Source organism: Occallatibacter sp. (genome assembly GCF_049510455.1).
Classification (GTDB): Bacteria; Acidobacteriota; Terriglobia; order Terriglobales; family Acidobacteriaceae; genus Telmatobacter.
This window is the reverse complement of the sequence record NZ_JBEKYX010000004.1, coordinates 88,760-107,755: the sequence shown is the minus strand read 5'-3', so window position 1 is coordinate 107,755 and position 18,996 is coordinate 88,760. Positions and strand designations below refer to the sequence as shown.

The following is an 18,996-nucleotide window of genomic DNA, read 5'->3' as shown; positions in this document are numbered from 1 at the left end:
TCGAGGAAGACCACCTTGCCGCCCGCATACTGAATGATGTCCTTGAAGCTCACCCAGTACGGCACCGGCAGAATCACCTCATCGCCGTGATCCACGAGAATCTGGATCGTATTGAAGAGCGCCAGCTTGCCGCCGGTGGTAAAGATCGCTTCATCAATGCTGTAGTCCGAACCGAAGTCCGTCGCATGCCGCTCCACAATCGCCTTGCGCACGTCGGGAATTCCCGGCACCACCGTGTACCGTGTGAAGTTCGCGTCAATGGCGGCGATGGCAGCGTCCTTGATGTGCTGCGGAGTGGGAAAATGCGGTTCGCCCGCGCCAAAATCCACCAGCTTGGCGCCCTGGGCGCGAAGCTTGGCGGCCTCAGCGGCCACGGCCATGGTTGCAGAAACCTCAATCCGGCCAATACGGTCGGCAAAAACCTTGGTGGGAGCGGTTACAGTCGTCATACTTCCATCTTTACAGATTTTTATGCCGGCGCAAAACCGCTTACGGAATCTGGCCGTTTAGGGGAAGCGCATCCTGCTCCAGCCGGATACCGGCAATTCTGAAATTATTCGAGTGACCCACCTTCCCCTGCTCATAGGTAAACACGCTGTAAAAAGAGCCCGCTGCCGTTATCAGGCCGTAGATGCAGAATCCGCCGTCATTCCCCGTTGACGGAACCGGATTCAGGGCCCAATGATTTGAGGGATTGAATCCGGTAATCCCATTTTTTCCGGCCGCAAATTGATTCCATGCGTCCTTTGCCTGGGTTGTATTGGCCTGGGAATTTACGTCTGTTCCCACATGGCCCACGTATGTATTGCCGTTCTTGGTGTAGCGCGAAATCCAGCACCCGGACATCGGACCGGTCAGCACATCCACGCCTGCCAGTTGAACCTCTGTCACAAACCCCTTTTCCCACGGCAGCCATACAAAGTTGCGGTGTGCCTTGGAGGCATGCGCTCCCATTCCTGTGGTGCTCGATTTCGGCCCGAAAAACGAAGTCTTGGTCGACTCATTCAAGTGCCGAATGACGGAAGTGACTTCATGAAAGAAATTCACGGCAGGGCCGACGTAAACCGGCGTCGTGACGATAGGCGGCAAATCGAAAAAACGGCCAACGATCAGCTTCTGTTCGAGCATGAAGGAATCTCCTCGATAACGGTGCGATGCGGCGCGACGGGCCGTGCGATGCGCCGCGCACGGCAGGGTCTCCGGCTGCATGTTTTTTCTGTGCGCCCTATCATACAGGCAGCAGCACGATGCCAGCAAGCAGTTTTTCAATGAATTGATTACCAACAGCCTCAGCCCGCCCCGCTCCCGCGCCGCAGCCGCAATCGACTACACTTTGGCCTTAAGGAGCAACCCATGATCCGCAGCTACCGCGGCCGCTGGCCAAAGATTCCCGAAAGCTGTTACATCGATATTTCCGCCCAGGTGCTCGGCGATGTCGAGCTCGGCGAGAACTCTTCCGTCTGGTGCAACGCCGTGCTGCGCGGCGACGTCAACTCCATCCGCGTCGGCGCAAACTCCAACGTGCAGGACTGCTGCGTCCTCCACGGCCAGCGCAATCTCTACGCCGTCACCATCGGCGACTGGGTCACCATCGGCCACAACGCCACCGTCCACGGCTGCACGGTGGAAGACGCCGTGCTCATCGGCATGGGCGTAACCATTCTCAACGACTGCCGCATCGGCGAAGGCTCGATCATCGCCGCCGGAGCCGTGCTGCCCGAACACACCGTCGTTCCGCCGCGCACGCTGTGGGCCGGCGTCCCCGGTAAACAGCGCCGCGAGCTAGGCGACGCCGACCGAAAGCTCATTCTTGAGTACGCGCAGAATTATCTGGATTACACGAAGATTTATCTGGAAGAGCAAGCTTCACAGAGTGTCTGAGGAATTCAGACGTTGATCTGCGTTTGTATCAGGGCATGGCTTTAGCCATGCCGATAAGCGTCAGATTAAGGTTCTGGGCTTTAGCCCCCGCGCACAGCATACGTACCAAGAGGTCAATCCATGGCACGACCATCAAGGAATGCTGATCCGGGGAGCATTCGCGCCTCCGCACGCACGTTTTTTGCCACTGCAAAAACAAGCATGGGACGGCGACTTCTGCAGTCAGAACGAAATGCTCTTTTGTTGATTGATGTCTTACGTAGTTACGTCGCTCAGGGCCGCTTTCAATTGCATGATTTTGTCATCATGCCGGATCACATTCACCTGCTCATCACGGTAGATAGCGGAATGAGTATCGAATTGGCAATGCAATTGGTCAAAGGAGGTTTCTCCTACCGTCTCAAGAAGGAAACCGGCTATCTGGGAGAAGTCTGGCAGCGAGGATTCTCTGAAGTGCGAGTTGAAGATTCAGAGAGCTGGGAACAACATCGCCGTTACATTGCAGAAAATCCGATAAAAGCTGGCCTCTGCACTTCCCCGAATCAATACCCGTATTGCTTTCAGTATCTGATAGAGCAAAAAACGCGGGGGCTAAAGCCCGGGTCTTCTAGTTCGAGATCGAGCGGCACGACTGAAGTCGTGCCCTGATACAGAATCCTATTCTGTAACTCATCAAGAAATTCTTACCGTTACCCCTCTATTTCGGCAGCTGCGAGGCATCCCATCCGCCGCCCAAGGAGCGAACCAACTGTACGCTGGAGGCAAACTGCCGCGTCTGCAGATCCGTCAGTGTGCGCTGATTCATCAGCAGCGTGGTCTCTGCCGTAATCACTTCAAGGTAGCTGGTTACACCGCCCTTGTAGCGCTGGTTGGAAAGATCGAGCGAGTGCTGTGCGGCATCCACGGCACGCTTCTCCACTGCCTCCTCTTCGTTCAGAGTGCGCAGCGTCGAGAGATTGTCTTCTACATCCTGAAAAGCCGAAAACACCGTGTTCCTGTAGCCGGCGGCCTGAGCCTCGTACAGGTGCTTAGCCTGATCGGTAAGCGCGTGGCGCTGGCCTGCATCAAAGAGCAGTTCCGTAGCGGAAGCCCCCAGCGACCATAGCGCGCTCGGCCCCTGTATCCACGTGCCGCCGTGCGTGCTTTGAAAGCCGCCCGCTCCATTCAGAGTAATCGTCGGATAATATGCGCTGATCGCAACCCCGATCTGTGCATTGGCTGCCTGCGCCTGCCGTTCCGCTGCGGCAATATCCGGCCTGCGCTCCAGCAACTGCGAAGGCACGCCCAGCGGTACATTGGGCAGGGTCAGATCCAGCGGCGCAAAGGGAATGCTGAAGTTCGAAAGCGTGTAATTGGCAATGGTGCCTATTGCGTGCTCAAACTGCGCGCGTGCCACACTCACATCCACCAGTTGCGCCCTCACCGTCTCAAGCTCCGTCTGCGCCTGAGCCACATCCACATCCGTGGCCACGCCGCCGCTGAGCCGCCGCTGCGTCAGGTCAAGCTGCTGCTCCAGATCGGACACCGTATTCTTCAACAGCCGGATCTGCGAGTCCAGTCCGCGCATCTGAAAATAGTCCGCTGCCATCTCGGCTTGCAGTGTCAGGCTCACATTTGCCTGCAGCGCGGCATCCGCCTGCATGGTGGACCGTGCAACCTCAATACTCCGCCGAATCTTGCCCCAGAAATCCGGTTCCCAGCTTCCTGAGCCTGCCAGCAACAGATCGTTGAAGCTGGTTGGGGTGGTCGGCAATGCGTCCGGCTGATGGTGGCTGAGCCGGTTATAGGAATAGCCTGGGCCCACTGAGAACTGCGGATACAACTGCGACCGTACCGACTTCACCTGGTCACGCGCCGCCAGGTAAGTCTCCATCGCCTGCTTGACGGCCTGGTTATTCACGTCAATGCGCTCTTCGAGGGCATTCAGCTGGGGATCGTTGTAAATCTCCCACCATTTGCCCTTCAGCATTCCATCAGAAGGCGTGGCCGGCTTCCATGCGCCTCCATCCGGATTTGGCGGAGGCACGGTGACAGTCGGCGCGCCGGCCTCTTTGTAGACTGGCGGGGCGGTATATGTCGGACGGGTGTAATTCGGACCCACGGGTTTGCAGCCGGCGAGAAAACTCAGCACGGCGAGACCCGCGGCGAGACTTACAGCACGGCCCGGTACAGCAATAGAAAACCGCTTCCGCATCCCTACTTGCCTCCGCCCTTCTGGTTCGGCGCGCCCGGACTGGACGAATTCTGATCAGGCGAACTCTGCGGGCGAACCTTCTCACCCTCAATCAGCGAGTCCGGCGGATCCTGAATGATTTTGTCGTCCGCATTGAGGCCGGCAACGATCTGCACCGTCGCGCCGTCATCCTCGCCAATGGTCACCGGCGCCAGGTGTGCAACATCGCCATGCACCACGGTGCCCACCCGCATTCCCTCACGGCGGAAGATCAGCGCCGCAGCCGGCACAATAAACGTCTGCCCCTGGGCAGGCGTCTTCAGGTGTACCTGCGCCAGCGAGCCCGAAGTGAGCTCGCCGTTGCGGTTGTCCACATCCACTTCCACCAGCAGCGTGCGATTCACCGGATCGATGGCATCTGCCGTTCTCACCAGCGTGCCTTGAAACGTCTTGCCCGGATGTTCCGGGAAGGTCAGGTCAATCTTCTGTCCTTTTTCGATTCCCGGCGTATATACCTGCGGCACATTGGTGTACACACGCAGCGTGCGCACCGCCTGGATATGAAACAACTCCGCAGTCGATCCTTGTGTGATGAGCTGTCCTACATCCACACTGCGCGCCGTCACCACGCCATCAAATGGCGCATACACCTTCTCAAAGCTCTGCAGCTCTTTCAGCCGCTGCACATTTGCCTGCGCGGACTTCACGGCCGAGGAGGTCGTTGCCTCCTGCGTCACAAACGTATCCGTATCCAACCTCGAGACCGCATCGGAGGTGACGAGCCCCTTGTAGCGCTCCGCCTGCACGCGCGCATTGCTGGCGCTGCTCTGCGCGGTCACCAGGTCGGCTTCGGTCTGCGCTAACTGCTGATCCAGTTCCGGCGTGGCAATCTCCGCCAGCAGCGCGCCCGCCTTTACAGGCGCGCCAATGTCGTAATACCACTTGGTCAGGTAGCCGCTGGTGCGCGCGAAGATCGGCGAATCGGAAAACGCCGTCACGTTGCCCGGCAACACGTAGCTGTCCACCGTTGCGCCCGGCTTGGCCGGCAGGGCAATCACCGTCGGCGCGGCCAGTTCGTTGGTCGTATCCGCCAGGACCTCGCTTGTGCGATGGCGCTTCCAGATGCCATACACGGCGAGCACGGCCACCACAACCAGCAGCACGCCCACTGTGATCAATGTGCCGCGACCGGAAACCCCTGCATGATCCGGCGCGCTCTCATCATTATGCACGGCCTGTGCCCCATTCTTCTTCTGCACGTCATTCCGCGGCTTGGAATTCTCTTCGTTCGTCATATCCCGATACTCCAGAAGCTAATCATCAGCTCGTCTTCGTTACGCTTCGCCGAACTCATCCTGCAAAATGTGCGTGTGTCCATGAGCGGCTTCTTTCTTTTCCCTGCGCTTGCCCAGCCAGCCATGCACCACGGAGAAAAACACCGGCACAAAAAACAGGGTAGCTATTGTGGCGAATAATAGTCCGCCAATGACCGCGCGGCCCAATGGCGCATTCTGCTCACCGCCGTCGCCCAATCCTAACGCCATCGGCACCATGCCGATGATCATCGCCAAGGCTGTCATCAGCACCGGGCGGAAGCGCACAAAACCCGCATTCAATGCGGCTTTGCGGGAATCGCCCACCAGCATCTCCAACTGCTCCCGCGCAAAGCTCACCACCAGGATCGAGTTCGCCGTCGCCACGCCCATGCACATGATCGCGCCAGTCAGCGCCGGCACGCTCAAGCGCGTGTCGGTCAGGAACAGGAACCACACAATGCCCGCCAGCGCAGCCGGCAAAGCCGAAATAATCAGGAACGGATCAAGCCATGACTGGAAGTTCACCACGATCAGCAGGTACACCAGAAGAATCGACATCGCCAGTCCGCCGATCAATCCAATGTAGCTCTTGTACATCGTGTCGCTCTGCCCGCGCAGTGTAAAGTGCGAGCCGCGCGGAAGATCCTTCTGATGCTTGTCCACGATCTTCTGCATTGCACGTGTGACCGAGCCCAGATCCGTGCCGTTCACATTTGTATAGATGTCCAGCACATTCTGCACGTCGTAATGGCTCACTTCGCCTAGCTCGTTCCCCGGCTGAATCGAAGCCAGGTTTCCGAGCACCTGCACCGGCTTCGGCGCGCCCGGAGCATTCGTGGACAGCGCAGTCGTCACGCTGCCGCCCGAACCAATCGCTGCAGGAATTCCCGAGCCGCCTCCGGTAATCGGCATGCTCTTCAGATCGGCCAGTGAATCCACCTTGTATTGCGGGCTCTGCGTGGCCACGTTGTAGCTCACGCCATTGCGCGGGTCCAGATAAAAGTTCGGCGCGGTCTGGAAGCTTCCACTGAGGGCCGTCAGCACGCTCTGCGCAACATTCGACTGCGACAGTCCAATAGCTCCTGCCCGCGTGCGATCCACATTGATCGTCCAATTCGGCAGGTCAAAGGGCTGCTGGATGCGCGCATCCACGGCACCCGGCACATGGCGTACTTCCTCCAGCATCTTTTGTGCCAGTGCGCGGTTGCTGTTCAGGTTATTCCCAACAATCTGGACATCAATTGGCGCGGCAAGGCCAAAGTTCAGAATCTGCGTCACGATATCGACCGGCAGCACGTAAAACGTCACGCCCGGATACTGCTTTGCAAATACCTCGCGCAGGTGATCCACATACGGCTCCGTCGGATGATGCTCCTCCGTCAACTGCACCTGGATATCCGCGTCTGCCGTGCCCACAACGCCAGTTGTCGAATAAGAAAGATTCAGGCCGGAGTAAGGCAGGCCAATGTTGTCGACAATGCCGACAATCTCGCTCTGCGGAATATTTTCCCGGATCGTCGCATCCACGCGATCGCACAGCGCCGCCGTCTCTTCAATACGCGTTCCCGTATGCGCGCGCAGGTGAATCTTAAAAGCGCCCGAGTCCACCGCCGGAAAGAAGTCCTGGCCGAGGAACGGCGCCAGCGCCAGCACGGAACCTATGGAGAAGAGGATAAAGAGGATCAAGAACACTGCCGCGTGTTCCTCGCACGTCGTCAGCAGCCTTAGATAACCAACGCGGACATTTTCAAAGTGATGCTCAAAGGCAAGCTGAAAGCGCACGAACGGGTTGCGGCTGGTCTTCTTCTTTTTCGCCTCGGCTTCATCGTGCTCCTTGAGCAGGTAGCGCGCCATTGTAGGCACAATGGTTCGCGAGAGCAGATAGCTGGCCAACATGGCAAAGACCACGGCTTCAGCCAGCGGGACAAACAAGTATCGAGCCACCCCGCTTAGAAAGAACATCGGCACAAACACAATGCAGATGGCCAGCGTTGAAACCAGCGCCGGAGTGGCAATCTGCGCCGCGCCATCCAGAATCGCCTGCTCAATCTCCTTGCCCGATTCCAGATTTCGATTGATGTTCTCAATCTCCACCGTTGCGTCGTCCACCAGGATGCCGACGGCCAGCGCCATGCCGCCCAGCGTCATGATGTTGATCGTCTCGCCGAGCATGGACAACACTGCGATCGAGCAGAGAATCGAAAGCGGGATGGAGACCGCGATAATCAGCGTCGAGCGCCAACTGCCGAGGAAGACGAGGATCATCACCGCCGTGAGGCAGGCTGCAATGATCGCCTCGCGCACCACGCCGTTGATTGCGCCGCGCACAAAGATCGACTGATCGCTCAGCGGAACAATCCTCAACTGCTGCGGAAGCTCGCCGCGCTTCACCATCGCGTCGATCTTCTCCTTCGCGCCGGAAATAATGTCCAGCGTAGAGGCTGAGCCGGTCTTCATGATGCTCATCAGGATGGCGCGCCGGCCATCGATGTGCACAATGTTGGTCTGTGGCGGATAGCCGTCGCGCACGTGCGCTACGTCGTGGACATACACCACCGTGCCGTTGGATGTCTTGATCGGCAGATCGTTCAACTGCGCCACAACGCTCGGCGCGGAGTTCGTTTCAACCGCGTACTCGAACTGATCCACCTTCATCGTGCCCGAAGGCACAATCAGGTTCTGCACGCCGACGGCATTCACCACGTCAGCCGGTGAAAGACCGCGCGCCTGCAGTGCAGGAAGGTCGATATCCACCTGGATCTGCCGCTGCTTGCCGCCATACGGATAGGGCGTCTGCGCGCCTTCCACTTCTGCCAACTGGGTGCGGATGTTGTTCTGGCCGAGATCGTTCAGCCTCTGCTCATCCAGGCCTTCGCCGGAGAGTCCAAGCTGCAAAACCGGCACGCTCGATGCGTTGTACTGAATAATGAACGGCGGCGTTGTGCCCGGCGGAAGGCTCCTGAGCTGCACCTGAGAGATTGCCGAAACTTCCGCCACAGCCGAAGCGATATCCACCTTGGGCTGGAAGTAAACCTTGATGACTGCAATGCCGTTCAGTGAGGCCGACTCGATGTGCTCGATGTCATTGACCGTCGTCGTCATGCCGCGTTCGCTGTTGGACACGATGCGGTTGGCCATCTGGTCGGCCGACAACCCGGTGTACTGCCACACCACCGTCACGACTGGGATATTGATGTTGGGAAATATGTCCGTTGGCATCGTTTCGATGCTGTAGGCGCCAAGGAGCAAAATGAAAAACGCGAAGACGACAAAGGTATAAGGCCGCCTTAGCGCAAGCCGGACAATCCACATCATAGGGCTGGTTCTCGCTCCAGAGCCGGGCCGATCAATACCGACCTGCCTGCGAGCAATTCTCGCAGAAAAAGCCTGCTTTACGATCGAACCCGTGGGGGTCCATGTTTCCTTGAAGTTCTAGGTTAGACCATGCGGATGATGGGACGCACAAATTGCCCCAATGCATGGCAAAAACATCTCACAGTGCATAAGACGTTCGGAACACCGGAAACGACGCATTATCTGCGCTCGGCGAAGTGCGACTTCGCTTTAATATTACCGGAAAATAACTCAATCTTTCGGAAGAACGGTCTCAGCGGCCGCCTTAGTCGGCAAAGGCCGCCTCGACCACCCGCGCGCCATCCAGAACCTGCACCGGGTAGTACGCATTTCGAACATACTGCTGCACCATGCGGTTGGTGTTGAAGAATGTGCCGTTCAGCGCCATCGTGGTTCGCATAACCCGTGCCCACTTATCCGGCGTCTCGCGATACAGCGGCACTACGACATTCTCGAGCTTGTCATAGAGCGATGCAGCTTCCTCGGCATCATCTTTGCCATCCGGAATCGCCCAGCCGGTCACGCCCTCAAAGCAGCCTTCAATCCACCAGCCGTCCAGAATCGACAGGCTCGGCACGCCGTTCATGGCAGCCTTCATACCGCTGGTGCCGCTGGCCTCGTAGGGACGCCGCGGTGTATTCACCCACACATCCACGCCGGAAGTCAGCAGCGCGCCCAGATCCCACGCATAGTTTTCGAGATACACAATCTTCAACGTCTCGCTTTCGAGCTCTGAAGCCTTCTCAACCACATCGCGAATCAGCGCTTTGCCGGGCTCATCCTGCGGATGCGCCTTGCCCGCGTACAGAATCTGCAATCCGCCAGCCTGAGCCGCAATCTTCACCAGCCGCTCCGGATCGTTAAATAACAGATTTGCGCGCTTGTACGTCGCCACGCGCCGCGCAAAGCCGAGCGTCAGCATCTGGGGATCGAGCTTATGTCCGCTCCGCTGCTCCACGGCCGTAAACAGATTCCGCTTGGCCCGCGCATGCGCCTTCAGAATCGCATCTTCGGGAAGATCGATTGCATTCCGCAGATACAGGTGGTCGCGCCGCCATGCGGGAATATGCTGGTCCAGCATGAGCTGCACCGGCGTTGAAATCCACGTCGGCCCATGCACGCCATTTGTAATGGAATCAATTGCATACTCCGGGAACATCTCCCTGGAAACCTTTCCATGCTGCAGCGCCACGCCGTTCACATAGCGCGAAAACTTCAGCGCCAGCAGCGTCATGTTCAACATTCCATCCCTGAAGCAGCCCAGCTTCTCCAGGTGCGACGAACGCTCCGAGCCCATAATCCGGTTTGTCTGCTCGCTGCTGAAGCGGTCATGCCCTGCCGGAACAGGCGTATGCGTGGTGAAGACGCACTTCTGCCGCACCAGTTCCACATCGGCGTCCGTGGCAAATCCCTCCGGACCGCCGCCCATCGCGCTTTCGACAAGCGCCAGCGTCAGCAAGGCAGCGTGGCCCTCATTCATGTGGAAGACATTGACTTCCAGACCCAGAGCCGAAGCCATGCGCATGCCGCCCATGCCCAGCACAATTTCCTGCTGCAGCCGGTAGTTGGTGTCTCCGCCGTACAGGTGATCCGTGAGCCCGCGGTCCCAGCCCGAGTTGCCGTCCACATCCGTGTCCAGCAGATAAATCGGGACCACGTGGCCCGATTGCCCGGTGAGATCGTACCGCCAGGCGCGCAACGTCACCTTGCGCCCTTCAATCGAGACGGTTACGCGCGCGGCTTCTTCCGCGCAGAACTCCTCTGGATTCCACGGCTGCACTTCTTCCGACTGCTGCCCGGTGGCATCGAGATGCTGCTGGAAATATCCCTTGCGGTGCAGCAGCGTAAAGGCCACCAGCGGCAGGTCCATATCCGCCGCGGAGCGCAGCGTGTCGCCGGCCAGCATACCCAGGCCGCCTGAATAGGTCGGCATGCCGGGGTTGATCGCAATCTCCATGGAGAAATACGCCACCCTGCCCGTGGTCGGCAGAGTCATATGAGTAAACGGCTTAGCGGATGAATTGTGCATGGAATAAAAGCGCCCTCCAGTGTCCCGTACTGAAAAATGGAACAGTTATCAATCAAAGACACGTCTTTTATCGGAATGTGTCAGGCTTTTGTAAAAAAACCGCCTGCGTCTCATTTTGTCTTGATTTTAACAAGATTCCTATGCCCAAACCGTCCCACGAGCGGGCCAGTTTGGATACCGCTTTAGCTTGTTCTCATGACACGCAAAATCAATGACTTCAATATGTAAGTGGCCGAAATCTTTCCATACTGAAGTGAATCACAATTCTCACTTCGGGCCACAATGTGAAACGCTTCTAATACAACTTGTCCGCTTAGATGAGCCATTCAGACTTTCCGTGCACCGTCTGAAGCGTGGCAAATGTGAATTTGTGGTTGAATTCCGGTCCGCGTTTCATATCTCCGGCCCAGTTCCGCTGCAAATTCCTTCGCGTGATCCGCCTCCACCAGGTTCACCGTGCATCCGCCGAATCCTCCGCCCGTCAATCGCGCTCCAATCAGCCCCGGCAAATCCTGCGCCAGCTCCACCATCGCATCGGCCTCCACGCAGCTTGCTTCAAAGTCGCGGCTGTAGCTCCAATGCGCCTCGGCCATCAGCCTGCCTAATTTTTTTCTCTCGTTTCGGGCGAGCGCCTGGGCGGCTTCGACAGTCCGCTCATTCTCGCCGATCACGTGCCGCGCACGCTTCACGGCCTCGGGCGACATCTCCGCGCCCCATTTCTCCAGGTCTTCCAGCGTCGCATCGCGCAGAAACTTCACCTCCGGCCTGTGCCGGCCAATCACCGCCGCAGCCTCTTCCACCTGCGCGCGGCGGCTGGTGTACTCGCCGCCTGTCACCGCGTGCTTCACCATCGTGTTCGCAATCACCAAGGCCACATCCGGCGGAATCGGCGCCAGCTTGTAGCTCAAATCCCGGCAATCGAGCAGCAGCGCGTGATCCTTCTTTCCATTCGCGCTGATGAACTGGTCCATAATCCCGCAGGCCGAGCCCACAAACTCGTTCTCCGACCGCTGGCAGAGCCGCGCCAGCACCGGGCGTGGAATCTCCACCTTCAGCAGCGAACAAACCGCTAGAGCTGTGGCCACCTCGATCGCTGCCGAGCTCGAAAGCCCCGATCCCAGCGGCACATCGCTCCAGATGCTCTGGCTGAAGGCCGGAATTGTGTAGCCTACGCCGGCAAGAATCGCCAGCACGCCGAGCGGATAATCGCTCCAGTGGCGACTGGCCGCGGCAGGCAGCGCTTTGGACTGAAATTCTCGTTCCTCGTCAAAGTTCTTCGAGTAAATGAGGATCTTCCCGTCGTTGCGCGGCGAAATCCCCGCCAGCGTGGCAAAGTCAATCGCCGCCGGCATCACAAAACCCTCGGCGTAATCTGTGTGCTCGCCGATAATGTTTACCCGCCCCGGCGCGGCAAAGATCTCCGGCTCAACACCAAACCGGGCCATATGAAGCGAACGCAAATCTGCAGGATTCTGCATAGTTCTCCGAATCTAAACGCCCTAGTACCGGCAATCCACCATGACAACGTTTTCTTCAGGGCCCGCAGACACCGTCATTTCTTCATCCATTTCTCAGGTTTGCAGAACTTTCGCTGTCGCCGTATCCAGTTCGTTCCAGATGCGCGGCAGCCATGCTTCGTGCTCCGGTTTCATCAGCACGGATCGCAGGCAAGTCACCATCTCCGGGGCATCTTTCGCTGTAGCCGGGTTGGAAAACCAGCGTTCCGGCAATTGTACAAGCGCAAGATGCAGATTCCGCTCCGCGCAGGCATCGAAGATCTCCTGAGCCAATCGCGAGGACTCTGCCACCGAAGCTGCCTTTACCCGAAAGACGACAATATCCAGCTCCGGGACGCCGCTCGCCAGCGCTTCGAACCTGCCATCCGCCCGCACCTTGCGATCCAGCTCCTCCGCCGCCCTGCGTCCTGCCGCGAGCCCTCGCGCAAATTCGCCCTCGGGTATCAGCGGAAGCAGTTGCATTGTGGCCCACAGCGCCACAGCCGCCGCGCCGGCCCGCGAACACTCCAGGCTGATCTCCCCTAGATGCAACTCCTTTGAAGTGAAGTACGTATACGGCGAATCGTGCTTGTAAAACCGCCCGACCGCCGCATCTCGAAACAGCACGCACCCGCATCCATACGGCTGCAGCCCATGCTTGTGCGGATCGACCACAATCGAATCGGCCTGGGAGATCGCCTCGAAGGCCCGCCGCGCCGACTCTTCCAAGTGATCCCGAATCAGCCGGAAATAGCCTCCGTACGCCGCGTCCACATGCACCCGGAAGCCATATTTCTCGCGCAGCACCAGAATCTCCTCCAGCGGATCGACAGCCCCAATGGCCGTCGTCCCGAGCGTCGCCACCACGGTTCCCACGTCGCCCTTGCGAAGCTCGTCCTCAAGAGCGTCGAGCCGCATTCGTCCGCGTGCATCTGCCTTTACCGGCGCATATTCCAGCTTCAGTACGCTGGAAATCCGCCCATGCGTGTAATGCGCCTGCTCAGAGCCGACAATTCTTTTGGCGATTCCCGACTTGGGCGCAAGCTGCCCCGCCACCCACAGCGCCTCCAGGTTCGCCATGGTCCCGCCGCTGGTCAGATGTCCCAGAAACCCGCCGGAATCAGACTGGGAACCCCAGCCAAACATCTCCGCAATCCCGCGAACCGCCTCGATCTCCATCTCGGAGCTGGCCCGGCCGCCATCCCGCGCATGATTGTTCGGATTGACCGCCATAGCCAGCGCATACGCCGCCCGCGCCACGGGGTGCGGCGGCTTCAGCATCTGCCCTGCATACAAGGGATGGAAATATGGGTAGTTATCGCCGAGCCGAGATGCGGTTTTCTCAAGAACTGCCTCAATTTGAGACAGCTCCGGAGAATACTTGCTGTCCGGGCCTGCTTCCGGCAAGGTAGAAAACTCGGCCGCCAGCCGCTCTTCAGCTCTGGCGAGCAATCCGGGGACAGACTTTTCTACGAAAGGATAGGCAGTCATAACGACCTTCCACCCTATCACGACACCGGCGGTCAGCTCTCCATTATGGCCACATAAAGATCTCGTAACGAAACGAAAGTCCTGATTCTTCAAAAGCTTACGCAAGGAACCATTTCGGGGAGGGAAAGCGGAATCGGCGCACAGTCCCGCCCACTTTCCATCGGGAAGGTGCTACAATCCAATCAGCGTTAGAGGCGAACCGGGCGTGAGCAGTACTCGCCCAACCAAGCAAGATTCTGCCAGTGGCCGCTCCGATTCATCCAGCGCAATTCAACACCAGGAAACACGATCAAAATGGAACAAGGTACTGTGAAGTGGTTCAACGACGCGAAGGGTTTCGGCTTCATTTCGCGTCAGAATGGCGAAGATGTTTTCGTACATTATTCGGCAATCAACGCGAACGGCTTTAAGAGCTTGCAAGAAGGCCAGGCTGTTCAGTTCAACGTGGTCAAGGGGCCCAAGGGATGGCAAGCTGCCGACGTGCAGCCTCTCTAAATCTCAAAGGCCGGATTCCGGCAGAATCTTAGCAACGCACACTTTGAAGGGCTGGGAGCAATCCCAGCCCTTCGCTTTCGCCCCCGCAAAAACGTGCATTTTTCAACCGATTGAAAACCCCACCCCAGGCGCGTTCCCTCCACACGAGGTAATCGTCGCCCGTGCAGAAAGCAGTCTTGCTTGCGCCCAGGGTAAGCTTGAGTAACTTCTGCATACTGCCATCCGCCGCATAGAGTTATCCATTGCACAAAGGTGGGATGCCGGCGTTCTTTTTTGGAACCATAGCCTTCCAATCCCTCAGTCCCCGCTGTTCATTTATCCTGTATCGTTACCACATCGATCATCATGAGCCAGAATCAAATCTCCATATCCCTCCCTGACGGAGCAGTCCGCCAGGTTCCCTCCGGCACCACGCCCTTTGAGATCGCCAACTCCATCTCACCGCGCCTCGCCGCCGCCGCCGTCGTCGCCCGCATCACTCCCGCCGGAGCCACAGCGCATGCCGTTGCCGATAGAGAAGATTCGCCGGAAGCCGCGATGTATGCTGCCGGCAGCGCCTCCGCGCCCCGTCTCGTCGATCTCTCCGCGCCGCTTACCGAAGACGCAAAGCTCGAGCTCATCACGGAGAAGGATCCCGAAGCTCTGAAGGTTGTTCGCCATTCCGCCGCGCATGTCATGGCGACGGCTGTTCTTGAGCTCTTCCCGGAGACAAAACTCGGCCACGGCCCCGCCACGGATTCGGGATTCTTTTACGATTTCTATCGCGAAAAGCCTTTTACGCCGGAAGACCTGACCGCCATTGAAGCCAAAATGGCCGAGGTCATCGCCCGCGATGAAAAATTCGAGCGGATCCACGAGCCGCGCGAGCAGGCTCTGGCCGAATTTGAAAAAGACGGCGACTTCATGAAGACGCACTTCGTGACGAAGTTCACCGAGCCCGGCTCCGAAGTCAGCTTCTACAAGAACGGTCACTTCACCGACTTCTGTCGCGGCCCGCATGTGCCCTCGACAGCCCGTGTCAAAGCCGTCAAGGTCACCAACCTCGCCGGTGCCTACTGGCTCGGCGATGAGAAGAATCCGCAGCTTCAGCGCATCTACGGCACGGCCTTCTTCTCGAAGAAGGATCTGGACGAGCATTTCGCGCGCCTTGAAGAAGCGGCGCGCCGCGACCATCGCCTGCTCGGCAAGCAGCTCGATCTCTTTAGCATTCAGGAGCTCGCCGGTCCGGGACTGATCTTCTGGCATCCCAAGGGCGCCATCATCCGCAAGATCATGGAAGACTGGATGCGCGACGAGTGCATCCGGCGCGGTTACTCGCTGGTCTACACGCCGCACGTCATGCGCGCAGGCCTCTGGGAGGTCTCCGGCCACACTGGCGTCTACGCCAAAAATATGTTCACTCCTATGGAGCTCGACGACGCCGAATACCGCCTCAAGCCCATGAACTGCCCCGGCCACATCCTCATCTATAAGGATTCGCCCAAGAGCTACCGCGACCTGCCCCAGCGCTATGCCGAATTCGGCAACGTCTATCGCTATGAGCGCTCCGGCACCATGCAGGGCCTGCTGCGCGTTCGCGGGTTTACGCAGGATGATGCGCACATCTTCTGCACTCCCGGCCAGGTGGAATCCGAAGTCGCCGCATGCATCGACTTTGCTGAAGCCGTGCTCAAGACCTTCGGCTTCAACGAATTCAAAATCGAGCTCTCAAGCTGGGATCCGAACGACCGCGCCCACTATCTCGGCGGCGACGACAACTGGAACCTCGCCATTGGCTCGCTTGAAAAAGTTCTCAAAGAAAAAGGCATCGCCTACAAGACCATCCCCGGCGAAGCCGCATTTTACGGCCCGAAGATCGACATCAAACTCGTCGATGCGCTGGGCCGTCTCTGGCAGCTTTCCACCGTGCAGTTCGATTTCAACCTTCCCGCACGATTTGAATTGGAGTATGTCGGCGAAGACGGCGAGCGCCATCAGCCCGTCATGGTCCACCGCGCATTGTTCGGGTCTGTCGAGCGCTTCTTCGGCGTACTCATCGAGCACTATGCCGGAGCCTTCCCGCTCTGGCTCGCGCCCGTGCAGATCGGCCTCGTGCCCATCGCCGAGCGCCATGCAGCCTACGCCTCAAAAATTGAGGAGGAGTTGCGGTCCGCAGGCTTCCGGGTCGAATCAGACATACGCAACGAAAAGATGAACGCCAAGATCCGCGACTTCGCCAACCTCAAGACACCCTACATCCTCGTCTTCGGCGACAAGGAGCAGGAAGCAGGCGCAGTCAGCGTTCGCACCCGAGGCAAAGGCGACCAGGGCTCCATGCCTTTAGCCGACTTTATCGCCAAAGCGAAAAACCTGGTCGCCACGCAATCCACGGAGCTGTAAGGGACCAAGCGAACGAGGGAGCAGGGACCAATAACATCCTTCGTTCCCCTACAGAGGTGTCATCCTGAGCGAAGCCGGTCACGCAGCGCGTGACCGACGAGTCGAAGGACCTGCGGTTGCTTTTGTTGTTGCTTTTCAGGATGTAGACCCATCAAAGACAATGGGTGCCGCACATCCCGCAGTTGGGATGTGGGATAGCAAGAAACCTTTATTGACACGATGGGGCTTTTAACCTGAAGTTTCCAAAAACACGGCTTTCAGAAACCATCAATTTTCGAATGAAGCAACTTGAGCATCGCGCAATCTCATCTGCCTGAAGTTATCGCGGACGATGACAACGGAGCAAAGAACGATCGCAGCGATCAGATAGAGGGAACGAGAGAAATCTGCGAGCGTTGGAAAGGCCATCCTTGCGAAGAAGTCCCAAGGATATTGAAGTACGGTAACACCAATTCCAAGTAGCAGACCCAATTTTGCACGAGGAAGGTATCTCTTGAGATGAAAAAAGTATCGTACCACCAACGTAAGAAGTCCTACTCCTCCACCGATTATTACAGTGAATAAAACGCTCTCGATACACAATCCTGCGAGCGCTTCATTCCAGTGGCCGATTTGGTCCTTATCCACATCATGGAATGCATAGACCGTGATGGCAGAGCTTAATAGAGCTGTGGAGAAAATCCCCAGCATGAACAGAAGGATTACCCGTCGCATATCGTGTGGAAGATGAGTATATCGCATGATGTAAAACTTGAAGCGATGTATTTCTTTCCATCAAGTGAAGTCTAATCAGCTGTTCACATGAAGTCACGTTTCGAAAACTTCGCGTCAGCCCAGTAAGGGACTCGTTTGGGTCTTCAGCAGAAAAGCATTATGCAAATCATTCATACTGTTTCTGAATTGCGCGCCTGGTCGCGCACACGCCGCACCGGCGGCAGAGTTGTCGGCCTCGTCCCAACAATGGGCGCGCTCCACGCCGGCCACGCATCGCTCATCCGCGCCGCGCGCAGAGAACGCGATGCCGTAGCCGTCAGCATCTTCGTCAATCCCACCCAGTTCGGCCCCAACGAAGACTTCTCCCGCTACCCACGCACCTTCGACGCAGACTGCAAACTAGCCGAAGCCGAAGGCGCAGACGTCATCTTCGCTCCAACAGTCGATGAACTTTACCCAACCAGCACAACCACATTCGTGGAAGTCGAAGGCCTCAGCGATCGCCTCGACGGCGCATCCCGCCCCGGCCACTTCCGCGGCGTCGCCACTGTAGTCTCCAAGCTCTTCATTGCGGCTGAACCGGACCGCGCCTATTTCGGCCAGAAGGATGCCGCACAGGTCGCCGTCCTTCGCCGCATGACTGAGGACTTGCGCCTCGGCGTCGAAATCGTAGTCTGCCCCATCATCCGCGACCCTGACGGCCTCGCCCTAAGCTCGCGCAACGTCTACCTCAGCGCCGAAGAACGCACACAAGCATTAAGCCTGAGCCGAGCCATCCGCCGCGTAGAGACTCTCTTCACAAATGGCGTCACCGACACCGCCGTGCTCATCGCCGCCGCAGACAAGCTCATCCAAAACGAGAACAAAATCCGCATCGACTACATTGCCTTAGTAGATTGGTCCACGCTTCTCCCCGTCGAGACCGCAACACCCGGCACTCTCTTCGCCATCGCCGCGTACGTCGGCGCAACCCGCCTCATCGACAACACCATCCTGCTGTGAAATCGGGCATTGAATCACAACTGTCGCGGTGCGACAATAAGTTATGCAGATGACTCTGAAGAGATACACCAGCTTCGAGGAGATGAAAGCGGACGAATACCGCGAGTGGCAGGCACTGTCTCCTCAAGCTCGCCTCGACGCCGCAGCTGAATTGTCATTCATGCTCTACCAGTGGAAGGAACCTACGCGCGATGTTCAGCAAGGACTTCAAAGAACTTTTGTCCGCGTTCCATTCGCATCGCGTTAAATACCTTATCGTCGGCGGCTACGCAGTCGCCGTGCATGCACAGCCACGCGCTACTAAAGACCTCGATCTTTTCGTTCAGCAAGATCCTGAAAATGCAAAAGCAGTCTACGCAGCGCTGACAAAATTCGGCGCGCCGCTGGCAGATCTACGGCCTGAGGACCTCATAGATCCCGGCTCGTTCTTCCGTATGGGTTTTCCGCCTAACATGATCGAGATTCTTCCGCGCATCTCTGGAGTGGATTTCGATCAGGCATGGAGTCGGCGGATTGAAGTAATCATTGACGCAGACACTGGACTCACCGCATCTTTCATATCGTTAGATGACATGATCGCGAATAAGCTCTCTGCTGGCAGACCACAAGACATCGCGGATGCCGCCGCCATACGCGACGCGCACAAGGCCGGGGAACAGTAGTCCT

At 57.9% G+C, this 18,996-nt stretch carries 15 protein-coding genes; 6 read left to right on the top strand and 9 right to left on the bottom strand.

Annotation, left to right across the window (positions count from 1 at the left end):
- On the bottom strand, positions 1–449 hold a 449-nt coding region (locus ABSG47_RS01625), incomplete at its 3' end, for an aminotransferase class I/II-fold pyridoxal phosphate-dependent enzyme (protein WP_424165509.1).
- Positions 450–489: 40 nt separating this feature from the next.
- Positions 490–1,128 (bottom strand): hypothetical protein, encoded by a 639-nt coding sequence (locus ABSG47_RS01620; RefSeq protein ID WP_424165506.1) that lies wholly within the window; start codon positions 1,126–1,128, stop codon positions 490–492.
- A 225-nt stretch (positions 1,129–1,353) separates the two neighbouring features.
- Between ABSG47_RS01620 and ABSG47_RS01615 the strand changes: the two genes are divergently transcribed.
- Positions 1,354–1,881: a gamma carbonic anhydrase family protein gene (locus tag ABSG47_RS01615; protein WP_424165504.1), complete on the top strand. Its 528-nt coding sequence runs from the start codon at positions 1,354–1,356 to the stop codon at positions 1,879–1,881.
- Between the two features lie 120 nt (positions 1,882–2,001).
- On the top strand, positions 2,002–2,529 hold the full coding sequence (locus tag ABSG47_RS01610) for an REP-associated tyrosine transposase (protein WP_424165502.1): 528 nt from the start codon (positions 2,002–2,004) through the stop codon (positions 2,527–2,529).
- Between the two features lie 49 nt (positions 2,530–2,578).
- Here ABSG47_RS01610 and ABSG47_RS01605 read toward each other — a convergent pair whose 3' ends face one another.
- The 6 genes from ABSG47_RS01605 to ABSG47_RS01580 form a co-directional block, all read right to left on the bottom strand.
- Entirely contained in the window at positions 2,579–4,075 is a 1,497-nt protein-coding gene (locus ABSG47_RS01605; RefSeq protein ID WP_424165500.1) for an efflux transporter outer membrane subunit, read from the bottom strand.
- A 2-nt stretch (positions 4,076–4,077) separates the two neighbouring features.
- On the bottom strand, positions 4,078–5,349 hold the full coding sequence (locus tag ABSG47_RS01600; protein WP_424165498.1) for an efflux RND transporter periplasmic adaptor subunit: 1,272 nt from the start codon (positions 5,347–5,349) through the stop codon (positions 4,078–4,080).
- Between the two features lie 39 nt (positions 5,350–5,388).
- Complete coding sequence (locus ABSG47_RS01595; RefSeq protein ID WP_424165511.1) at positions 5,389–8,682, bottom strand: efflux RND transporter permease subunit; 3,294 nt, start codon at positions 8,680–8,682, stop codon at positions 5,389–5,391.
- 307 nt (positions 8,683–8,989) lie between these two features.
- Positions 8,990–10,720, bottom strand: coding sequence for an alpha-glucan family phosphorylase (glgP, locus tag ABSG47_RS01590; protein WP_424165495.1), 1,731 nt, complete (start codon positions 10,718–10,720; stop codon positions 8,990–8,992).
- Positions 10,721–11,079: 359 nt separating this feature from the next.
- A complete protein-coding gene (galK, locus tag ABSG47_RS01585; RefSeq protein WP_424165492.1) occupies positions 11,080–12,231 on the bottom strand; it encodes a galactokinase in 1,152 nt (383 codons plus the stop codon).
- Positions 12,232–12,324: 93 nt separating this feature from the next.
- On the bottom strand, positions 12,325–13,740 hold the full coding sequence (locus ABSG47_RS01580; RefSeq protein ID WP_424165490.1) for a pyridoxal phosphate-dependent decarboxylase family protein: 1,416 nt from the start codon (positions 13,738–13,740) through the stop codon (positions 12,325–12,327).
- 294 nt (positions 13,741–14,034) lie between these two features.
- On the opposite strand from ABSG47_RS01580, the gene ABSG47_RS01575 reads away from it, so the two are divergent.
- Together ABSG47_RS01575 and thrS are read left to right on the top strand one after the other, a co-directional pair.
- Positions 14,035–14,235 carry a cold-shock protein gene (locus ABSG47_RS01575; RefSeq protein WP_058187212.1) on the top strand — a complete coding sequence of 67 codons (201 nt, stop codon included), beginning with the start codon at positions 14,035–14,037 and terminating at the stop codon, positions 14,233–14,235.
- Positions 14,236–14,580: 345 nt separating this feature from the next.
- Positions 14,581–16,614, top strand: coding sequence for a threonine--tRNA ligase (gene thrS, locus ABSG47_RS01570; RefSeq protein ID WP_424165487.1), 2,034 nt, complete (start codon positions 14,581–14,583; stop codon positions 16,612–16,614).
- Positions 16,615–16,881: 267 nt separating this feature from the next.
- Here thrS and ABSG47_RS01565 read toward each other — a convergent pair whose 3' ends face one another.
- Positions 16,882–17,304: a hypothetical protein gene (locus tag ABSG47_RS01565; RefSeq protein WP_424165485.1), complete on the bottom strand. Its 423-nt coding sequence runs from the start codon at positions 17,302–17,304 to the stop codon at positions 16,882–16,884.
- A 183-nt stretch (positions 17,305–17,487) separates the two neighbouring features.
- Here ABSG47_RS01565 and panC point away from each other — a divergent pair, with 183 nt between their 5' ends.
- Both panC and ABSG47_RS01555 read left to right on the top strand, forming a co-directional pair.
- Positions 17,488–18,330, top strand: a complete 843-nt coding sequence (gene panC, locus ABSG47_RS01560) for a pantoate--beta-alanine ligase (RefSeq protein ID WP_424165482.1) — start codon at positions 17,488–17,490, stop codon at positions 18,328–18,330.
- A 191-nt stretch (positions 18,331–18,521) separates the two neighbouring features.
- Positions 18,522–18,992, top strand: coding sequence for a DUF6036 family nucleotidyltransferase (locus ABSG47_RS01555; RefSeq protein WP_424165479.1), 471 nt, complete (start codon positions 18,522–18,524; stop codon positions 18,990–18,992).
- Positions 18,993–18,996: the final 4 nt, after the last annotated feature.